The following is an 8,538-nucleotide window of genomic DNA, read 5'->3' as shown; positions in this document are numbered from 1 at the left end:
GAGCTACACTCTTTTTTTACACTATTATTGTATGAAATACTTTACCATAAAAACGAACAAAGTACACAGCCTAGGCACCGCCCCTACAAAACGATGATTTACCTGAGAATGAAACAGCCCTGGTCATCAGTCATCAGTCATCAGTCATCAGTCACTAGCTAATGCTGTTGATTGATGACTTTTGATTGGTTGGGCAATTGTGCCGTAAAATATTTTGCTCGATCGCACTTTACATTCTTACTTAAAAAAGCAAAAATGAATTACGATATTTTTGACGAACAATACAACCCGTCGCTTTGACACGATCGCTGTCATTGAAGGCGGCGCAAATCTCAAGTTGAATGTATTACCACAACTTAATGGTTCTCTACTTCTACTTGGGTAGAAATCTCGAAGCTATTGGGGATTTGGCTGATTGTTGCTGGGGAGTGCGATCGCTAATTGAGCTTTAATGAGATTAGACAATGAAAAAAAAAATCACCCGATAGGGTGATTGTCTCAATTCCAGATGATTGATAAATTGCACAAACAGCCAATTAAAGCCGCAGGAGGAAAACATGGCTAACTACGCAATTTTTGACGAACAATACTACCTTTCGCAGTATCCTTGGGTCAAACCAGCGATCGACACAGGAGTTATCAAATCTGGACAAGAACACTTTGAAAAATACGGTCAAGCCGGCGGCTTAACTAAAGTATCGCGGTATTTTGACGAAGCTACCTACCTGGCTGGCAACCCAGACATCGCTGCCTTAGTCCGCACCCCCAACAACCCAAACGCTCCTTTTGCGACCGGGCTAGACCACTTTATCCAATACGGTTACGAAGAAGGTCGCACTCGCGTATCGCCTGAGTATAACGAAGCGTTTTATGTAGCAAATAACCGACAGTTGCAGCCGTTTATTCAGAATGGAACTTTTAAAAATGGCTACCAGCATTTCATTGAATTCGGCATCAAAGACGGTCAGTTTGGGACTTCATTTTTTGAAACAGAATACTTACAAAAAAATCCCGATGTTCGGCCGTTTGTCGAATCGGGAGCCTTGAAAACTGGTCGGGAACACTACTTCAATTTCGGCAAAAACGATCCTAGCCGCTCTGCGACTTTTATCGGAAGTTCCGGGAATGACATGATTGCCGGTGCTGGGGTGGGAAATACCGAATTAATTGGAGTTGAAGTAGGTTTAGGTACAGGTAATGGCTTTGGCGAGGGCCGAGTGTATGAAGGTGACGGTAGCAATGAATTCGATACTCTCACTGGCGGTAGCGGCCGCGATAAATTCGTACTCGGAGACCTTATAGAAGGCAGTAAGGGGAATCCGGCCGGAACCGCAACATTCTATATCGGGCCGGGTTTTGCGACAATTCGGAACTTTACGAAAGGTGAGGATAGCATCCTGCTAGGAGATAATTTATCACCTTTCTCAGATCAATTCTTGATATTGCCGATCAACAACAATCGAGATTTAGCTATCCAAACGAACGGCTTGTTCGTCTCCCGTCCAGATGGAAGTCCGGGAATTAGTAGCTTTGACACGATCGCTGTTATTGAAGGTGGCGGAAATCTCAGTTTGAATGTATTACCAGAATCTACTGTTTTTAGATTTTTACTTGGCTAGAAATCTCTAAGCTATTGGGGATTTGGCTGATTGTTGCTGGGGAGTGCGATCGCTAATTGAGCTTTAATGAGATTAGACACTGAAAAAAAAAATCACCCTATAGGGTGATTTTCTCAGTTCCAGATGATTGATAAATTGCATAAACCGCTATTTAAAGCCGCAGTATAAAAACATGGCTAACTACGCAATTTTTGACGAACAATACTACCTTTCGCAATATCCTTGGGTTAAACCTGCCATTGATGCAGGAATCATCAAATCTGGGAAAGAACACTTTGAAAAGTTCGGTCAAGCTGGCGGCTTAACCAAAGTATCGCGGTACTTTGACGAAGAAACTTATCTAGCTCAAAATCAAGATATTGCTCCCTTGGTTCGCACCCCAAACAATCCAAACGCGCCTTTTGCTTCAGGTTTAGACCACTTTGTTCAGTTTGGCTACGAAGAAGGTCGCACCCGCGTATCGCCTGACTACGACGAAGTTTTTTATTTAAAACGTCATCCGGAGATAACTCCATTCGTGGACAACGGAACTTTTAAATCTGGGTTTCAGCATTTTATCAAATTCGGAAAAACAGAAGGTAGGTACGGCACAAGTTTCTTTGAACCGCGTTACTTGCGAGACAACCCTGATGTGGCCGCAGTTGTGGAGGCTGGAGGTTTAAAAACCGGGCGAGAACACTATCTCAAATTCGGGCAATTCGAGGCAAATCGCTCTGCAATTTTTACTGGAACCAACGGAAACGATATCGTAACTGGCTTTCAAACAGGTAAAAATCAAATCAATGGACTTCAGGTGGCTTTATCCAAGAATATATTTACTCCCAATAGCTATGAAACTGTGAAATTCCAGGAATCCACCAGGGAGTTTTTCATTTCTACCAGTGAATTCGATACCCTGATTGGCACTCCCGGCTCTGATTACTTCGTTCTGGGTGATGTTTTTCCTAACAATCGACCGAGTTTGATTGGCCCAATTACATTCTATATAGGTAACGGCGAAGCAACAATTGTCAATTTTGAAAAAGGTAAGGATTTTATCCAGCTTGCAGGGAGTTTGGATCCCTTTAACATATTTCCGTCAGGTGGAGACTTAATCATCGAAAAATTGGGAGACACAATTGCCAAAATTCTGGGCGGTGCAAATCTAAATCTGAAACGGGTTTACATCGTAAATCCTTTCAATATTCCTGACATAGGTTATGTATTTCTCGGCTAGAAAGCAATTAATACTAACGAGAAACCCGATCGCTCCCAGCAACCGGGTTTCTCAACAACTAAGCCCGATCGCCCTTGCCTATTCCGGCAACTCGCCAAAGCGATCGCGGTATCTAACTACCAATTCTTCAGCCGTCAAATACCTGCTACCTCTTTCATCAAACCAATACAAAACTTCTAACTGCCTTTCTCCCTCCCTATATCGACCTCGACCAATGCCTAAACCCACTTCCGGCATCCAAAAAGGTTTGCCAATTTGTTGTTCGTACTCGCCGTTTATCGTTTGGCAAACTTCAAACGGTTGATCGAGTTTTGATTTTCGTTATCCACAGGAGTATCATCCGAAGAAGGAAGCTCGGCACCGGTTGGCAAACGCATTTCTCGATCGAGTGGTACCATGATATAAAAATGGCAAATTTATTAATTAATTGTATCATCCAGAAACCGGATTTATTCAATTAACCCGGCTTCTAAGTCTTTAATATATATCTTGGAAAAGTCAAATTCACCCCCCGCAAGTCCCCCCTTATTAAGGGGGGAAACAAGAAATAATCTTGCCTCCTCCCCGCGAGTTCGGGGAGGGTTGGGGTGGGGTGCACTGTATTTTTGCAAAAGTTCTAATGCCGATCGCGCGCCAGCTTCAAAACCTCAACCACATCTTGATGATGTTCCGAAGATGCCCAAATTAAAGCAGTCCAAGTATTATTATCCTTAGCTTTGATATCAGCACCCGCCTCCAGCAAAACCTGCACAACATCAGCGCGCCCGCTACCAGCCGCACTCATCAAAGCCGTCAAACCAAAATTAGTTTTAGCATTCACATCCGCCCCCGCATCCAGCAAAAGCTGTACAATCTCGCTATGTCCTGCAGCAGCGGCACTCATTAACGGCGTCCACCCGTCATTATCCTGACTGTTAGCATCCGCGCTTGCTGCGAGGATTTTTTTGACAATTTCAGCATTGCCAGCCTCAGCCGCAGCGGTCAAAGCCGTCGCGCCTTCGGCATCTTTGGCATTGATATCTGCACGTTGTTCGATCGCACTTTCCACAGCCACAATATCACTCATCTTGACGGCATCAATTAAATCGGTCATAAATTCTCCGTTGTATCCTTTCAAATATTAAATGCTATGGCAGTCGATATTTTAATCCTCTCCAACGGGCCCGGAGAATTAGCAACTTGGGTGCGTCCCGCCGTGCAAGCATTGCGCCAGCAATTGGGAAACAGCGGCACAGAAGCCCGAATCTCGGTAGTGCTGTCCCCCTGTCCGCACGCCACGGGGAAAGAAGCACAAATCGCATCTTCCTACCCAGAAGTGGACAGAGTGCAAGCACCGGAGCATTTTTTTTCATTTCTATTATCGGGCAAAACTGCCCAAAATTGGGATTGGCACGAAACCGGAGTTGTTTTATTTTTAGGTGGCGACCAATTTTTTACGGTTGTTATTGGTAAAAGGCTAAAATATCGCACGGTTACTTATGCGGAATGGGACGCGCGGTGGTATCGCTGGATTGATAAGTTTGCGGCGATGAAACCGGAAGTTTTTGCTAAAGTTCCGAAAAAATATGCTGATAAATTTACGGTTGTGGGAGATTTGATTGCAGAAGTAGGCGATCGCAAATCGGAGGCAAAAGACGGCGCACCGCCCCCACGGGAAATAGAATTAATTGGATTGTTACCGGGTTCTAAGGCGGCGAAATTAGCTTTAGGTGTACCTTTATGTTTGGCGATCGCCCAATCCATCCACCGCATCCGACCTCAAACACGCTTTGTAATTCCGGTTGCGCCTACCATAGATGTGCAAACTATAGCAGGTTTTGCCGACCCAAAACAAAATCCTTGCCTGCATTTATTTGACAGCGCCAGCGCCGAACTGCATTTAACAGAATCGCCGTTTTTGCAGACAGCAAATAACTTAAAAATAGAACTTTGGACTGAGACTCCAGCTTATGATTTGCTATCGGAATGCAGTTTGTGTTTGACTACTGTGGGGGCGAATACTGCGGAATTGGGTTCCTTAGCTGTACCGATGATTGTGTTGATTCCGACGCAGCAGTTGGATGCGATGAAGGCTTGGGATGGTTTGCCGGGATTGCTGGCAAATTTGCCGTTAGTCGGTTCTGTTTTTGCGACGGCGATTAATTGGGCAATCTTGCAATTGGGGAAGGGAAAACTTTATGCTTGGCCGAATATTTGGGCTGGGGAGGAGATTGTGCCGGAGTTAATCGGGCGGCTGGAAGCGGATGCTGTGGCGGATTTGGCGATCGACTATTTGAGCCATCCTGATAAATTAGCACGAATGGGCGATCGTTTGCGTGCAGTTCGAGGAGAATCCGGTGCCGCGAAAAAAATTGCTGAATTGGTTTGTCAAGAAATTGAGGTGCAATAATCAATAAAACCTTGTAAATATCGTAGGGTGCGGATCTATCAACCATCTCCAAATAAACTCGAAAATTTGGCAGCGACGCACCTTACAAAAATAGCTTAACCTTGTAAATATTGTAGGGTGCGTCGCTATCCAGCATCTCCAAATAAACTCGAAAATTTGGCAGCGACGCACCTTACAAAAATAGTTTAACCTCGATCGTGCTTAGCAATCACCCAAACAGCGTGGATCGTACCCGGAAACAAGAAAAAACAGCTTAGAACCAGGTTGATCCAAAAATCTCTGCCGATGCCGACAGTCAAAAATACGCCTAGAGGGGGAACAAAAATTGCAGCGAGTAGGCGAATTAAATTGCTCATCTCAGTTACTCCAAACGACTTTTCTCTTTCAATTTAGCTTCACTGACTGACAGAACCTTTCCCGAAAAACTTAGGCGGTGCTGCCATAGTGTAAACTTCGGTTTCCTCGGCGATTACCCGCCGCAAGTGACCGGGAACTTGCATCAACCCCAACAGTGTAATCCCATCCAACATCCGCAACCCGCCGGTTGTTTTTTCGGCCAGTATTTTGTCGGTAACTTCGGGTTCTGGCCGCGTGTTTATTTCCTGGCTTGAAGCTATGGCAAAACCCCAAGGAGCTCCGTAGGTAGAAATAAAGCTGGTGCAGGATTGAACGTTGGGAAATACCGATTTCAGGGTGTTGACGATGCGGGCGTGCATTTTCATTTCTGCCGGAGAAACGGGGCCCGCTTGTACTACAAAATATCCGTCAGGTGACAGTATTTTGCGGACTTTCTCAAAATACTCCTTGGTAAATAACTGAAAAGATGGGCCTTCTTCAATGGGATCTGACAAGTCAGAAATGACAATATCCCAATCGCTGTCGGTATTGTCTAAATAATCCAAGGCGTCGCCGATTACTACTTCGCAGCGCGGGTCGTCAAAGGCATTTTGGTGCATTTCTGGCAGGTGTTCGCGGCAAGCTTCTACTACTTCGCCGTCAATGTCGATCATCACGACTTTTTCGACTGTTTTCCAGCGCAGCACTTCTCTAATTGTAGCTCCTTCTCCGCCGCCGAGCACGAGCACTTTTTTGGGCGAACCGTGAGCAATCATGGCTGGGTGCACGAGGGGTTCGTGGTAGAGAAACTCGTCGCCGGTACAAGATTGCCATTTGCCGTCCAAAACTAAGCCTTTGCCGTAGGTACCGGTCTGAACTACGTACATTTCTTGATAGGCAGTTTTCTTGTAAGCGAGGACGCTGATGATGCCGTGAACGTAAATATCCCAGGGGGTAATGTACTCGCTCATCCAAAAGTCTGCACGAACTTCGCTACCTGACATCAATTACTCTCCAAATATAGAATGCTGTCTCGATGTTGTCACAAGTAGTATTTCTTAGCACAAAATGGTGCGGGTGCGTAAGTGCGATCGACACACAAGAGTGAAATTTCTCAGCAATCGTATAGTGTGATTGCGTTCTGGGAGATAGGGCACTTGGCTCGTTAGTTGAGATTGCTTGTGGTCGATCGCCCTGGGCGGCTTTTGTACAAATCTTGTCACTCATCTGGCAATTTTTCACGCCCTGGCCCTCCGACAAATGCGCGATCCTCTCGAATGCAAGCAACCCTTGCGGAGTGCGGTGCGATCGACCCCGGGCGATCGCAACGGGAACGATGGCGAGTGCGGGGATGAAAAACTGCGATCGGTTTTAACTTGCTTTGTTGTTAATCTCTTGACATTTTCAATGAATATTAGATAAGATTTTTAGATCGAGCAAAATAAAGGAGTTATTAATTTTATCAACAAAAATGCCGGAGCGAGCTGCGACTAAATTATAAGTAAGTTAAGCGTGCAACTCAAATTCACAATCTAACTTTTGTGAAATTATTTTTAGGTTTAAAGTAATAGCAAATGGAACCAACAGACTGGGAAAATGCAATTAAAAATGTTGAAGATGAAAATTTAAGCCTGCGACAAAAATTAGAAATTTCGGAAACCGAACGCAGCCTACTAGAACTCCAGAATCAAGAAAAAGATTTTTTGCTAAAAACAGTAACTCAAGAATTTCTCGATTCAGAAAATAAATTAAAAGCAAGAATGTCTCAACTAGAAAAAGCTCTGGAAAATCAGCAAGCAATGCAGATCAAATTGATCGAAGCTGAAAAAATGTCGGCTTTGGGGATTTTGGTGGCTGGTATAGCTCACGAAATCAACAATCCAGTCAACTTTATCTATGGCAATATTACCTATGTCAATGACTACACTGGCGACATTTTAAAATTACTCGAAATGTACCAGAGTAGGTATCCAGAAACTGATACGGAGATTGAGGATTTTATTGAAGAGATTGACCTGAACTTTCTGCGGGAAGATTTGTTAAAAACTCTTTCGTCAATGAAAGTTGGCTCCGAACGCATCCGCGAAATTGTGCTGACTTTACGCAATTTTGCGCGGGTTGACGAAGCTGAAAAGAAACCTGTTAATATTCACGAAGGAATTGACAGCACTTTGTTGATTTTGCAGAACTCAACTAAGGAAAAGCCGGATTGTAAAGCTATTAAAATTGTTAAAAATTATGGGCATCTACCGAAAGTAGAATGTTATCCAGGACAATTGAATCAGGTATTTATGAATATCATTAATAATGCTATTGATGCGCTGCGGGATCAAGAAAAAAACCGATCGCCAGAAGAGATGGAAGCCAACCCCAGCCAAATTGAAATTACTACTTCTAGTCTTGCAGAAGATTGGGCTAAAATTAGCATCAAGGATAATGGTACGGGAATGGATGAAGCTGTAAAAGGGAAAATCTTCGATCCGTTTTTTACAACTAAACCAGTGGGGCACGGGACTGGTTTGGGGCTGTCAATTAGTTATCAAGTTGTGGTGGACAAACACGGCGGGAGGTTGGATTGCATATCTGCAGTGGGAGAAGGGACTGAGTTTGCGATCGAGATTCCGATCGTCGCCAAACCCCGAAGTTAAGGCGGGAGGGGGCCTTCGACTTCGCAAGCGGGGGGAGAGGGGGAGAGGGCGAGAGGGGGAGTGTTCGCTGGTTCCCTGGCTCTGCCTGGGAACCTATATCTAGAGGCTCTGCCTCGACATAGAGTTAGGGAGGCAGAGCCTCTGGATCTGCGTTACCAGGCAGAGCCTGGTAACGAGTAAAACGAGTAACATATAGTTAGGGAGGCAGAGCCTGCGGATCTGCGTTACCAGGAAGAGCCTGGTAACGAGTAAAACGAGTAAAATATAGGTTCTGCCTAAGTCTCGATCGACTGCGGTAAACTGAGGGATAATCAAAACGCCCTTTGATTG

General features: G+C 44.7%; 10 protein-coding genes. 5 read left to right on the top strand and 5 right to left on the bottom strand.

Annotated features, from left to right (window positions below; genetic code table 11):
* The first annotated feature begins 557 nt into the window (after nt 1-557).
* Nucleotides 558-1,619 carry a calcium-binding protein gene (locus QUB13_RS13130; protein ID WP_333381318.1) on the top strand — a complete coding sequence of 354 codons (1,062 nt, stop codon included), beginning with the start codon at nt 558-560 and terminating at the stop codon, nt 1,617-1,619.
* 172 nt (nt 1,620-1,791) lie between these two features.
* A complete protein-coding gene (locus QUB13_RS13125) occupies nt 1,792-2,835 on the top strand; it encodes a calcium-binding protein (protein WP_333089087.1) in 1,044 nt (347 codons plus the stop codon).
* A gap of 78 nt (nt 2,836-2,913) precedes the next feature.
* Here the strand turns inward: QUB13_RS13125 and QUB13_RS13120 are convergent, their stop codons facing one another.
* From QUB13_RS13120 to QUB13_RS13110, 3 genes are all read right to left on the bottom strand, one after another.
* On the bottom strand, nt 2,914-3,072 hold the full coding sequence (locus QUB13_RS13120) for a hypothetical protein (protein ID WP_333089088.1): 159 nt from the start codon (nt 3,070-3,072) through the stop codon (nt 2,914-2,916).
* A gap of 38 nt (nt 3,073-3,110) precedes the next feature.
* Entirely contained in the window at nt 3,111-3,233 is a 123-nt protein-coding gene (locus tag QUB13_RS13115) for a hypothetical protein (RefSeq protein ID WP_333089089.1), read from the bottom strand.
* A 218-nt stretch (nt 3,234-3,451) separates the two neighbouring features.
* Nucleotides 3,452-3,928: an ankyrin repeat domain-containing protein gene (locus QUB13_RS13110; protein WP_333381314.1), complete on the bottom strand. Its 477-nt coding sequence runs from the start codon at nt 3,926-3,928 to the stop codon at nt 3,452-3,454.
* Between the two features lie 36 nt (nt 3,929-3,964).
* Between QUB13_RS13110 and QUB13_RS13105 the strand changes: the two genes are divergently transcribed.
* On the top strand, nt 3,965-5,224 hold the full coding sequence (locus tag QUB13_RS13105) for a lipid-A-disaccharide synthase (RefSeq protein WP_333381312.1): 1,260 nt from the start codon (nt 3,965-3,967) through the stop codon (nt 5,222-5,224).
* A 185-nt stretch (nt 5,225-5,409) separates the two neighbouring features.
* On the opposite strand, the gene QUB13_RS13100 is transcribed toward QUB13_RS13105, so the two are convergent.
* The gene (locus QUB13_RS13100; protein ID WP_333089093.1) at nt 5,410-5,580 is read right to left on the bottom strand and encodes a YqaE/Pmp3 family membrane protein; all 171 of its coding nucleotides are present in this window, start codon (nt 5,578-5,580) and stop codon (nt 5,410-5,412) included.
* A gap of 39 nt (nt 5,581-5,619) precedes the next feature.
* Nucleotides 5,620-6,564 carry a fused MFS/spermidine synthase gene (locus QUB13_RS13095; protein WP_333089096.1) on the bottom strand — a complete coding sequence of 315 codons (945 nt, stop codon included), beginning with the start codon at nt 6,562-6,564 and terminating at the stop codon, nt 5,620-5,622.
* A 175-nt stretch (nt 6,565-6,739) separates the two neighbouring features.
* Between QUB13_RS13095 and QUB13_RS13090 the strand changes: the two genes are divergently transcribed.
* Both QUB13_RS13090 and QUB13_RS13085 read left to right on the top strand, forming a co-directional pair.
* The gene (locus QUB13_RS13090) at nt 6,740-6,982 is read left to right on the top strand and encodes a hypothetical protein (protein WP_333381307.1); all 243 of its coding nucleotides are present in this window, start codon (nt 6,740-6,742) and stop codon (nt 6,980-6,982) included.
* A 152-nt stretch (nt 6,983-7,134) separates the two neighbouring features.
* The gene (locus tag QUB13_RS13085) at nt 7,135-8,208 is read left to right on the top strand and encodes a sensor histidine kinase (protein ID WP_333381304.1); all 1,074 of its coding nucleotides are present in this window, start codon (nt 7,135-7,137) and stop codon (nt 8,206-8,208) included.
* The last annotated feature ends 330 nt before the right edge of the window (nt 8,209-8,538 follow it).

Origin of the sequence: Microcoleus sp. B4-D4 (assembly GCF_036705185.1) — a bacterium.
GTDB lineage: Bacteria > Cyanobacteriota > Cyanobacteriia > Cyanobacteriales > Microcoleaceae > Microcoleus.
This window is presented reverse-complemented; position numbering and strand designations above follow the sequence as displayed.